Raw genomic sequence first — 342 nt, 5'->3', positions numbered from 1 at the left:
GGCGGTATGTGCCTGTTATGCCCTGAGTACCTTTTATCCGTTGAGCGATGGCCCTTCCATTCAGAACCACCGGATCACTATGACCTACTTTCGTACCTGCTCGACGTGTCTGTCTCGCAGTTAAGCTGGCTTCTACCATTACACTAACCGTACGATGTCCGACCGTACTTAGCCAACCTTCGTGCTCCTCCGTTACGCTTTGGGAGGAGACCGCCCCAGTCAAACTACCCACCAGGCACTGTCCGTAACCCCGATTCAGGGGCCAACGTTAGAACATCAAAACTACAAGGGTGGTATTTCAAGGACGACTCCAACAAAACTAGCGTCTCATCTTCAAAGTCT

1 rRNA gene is annotated in these 342 nt (G+C 51.5%); it reads right to left on the bottom strand.

Going from position 1 to position 342, the window contains the following annotated elements:
- A 23S ribosomal RNA gene (locus CWC17_RS16380) occupies window positions 1-342 on the bottom strand; the annotation flags it as partial.

Source organism: Pseudoalteromonas sp. S3785, from assembly GCF_005887365.1.
Classification (GTDB): Bacteria; Pseudomonadota; Gammaproteobacteria; order Enterobacterales; family Alteromonadaceae; genus Pseudoalteromonas.
The sequence above is the reverse complement of the archived record's forward strand: the minus strand, read 5'-3'. Positions and strand labels throughout refer to the sequence as shown.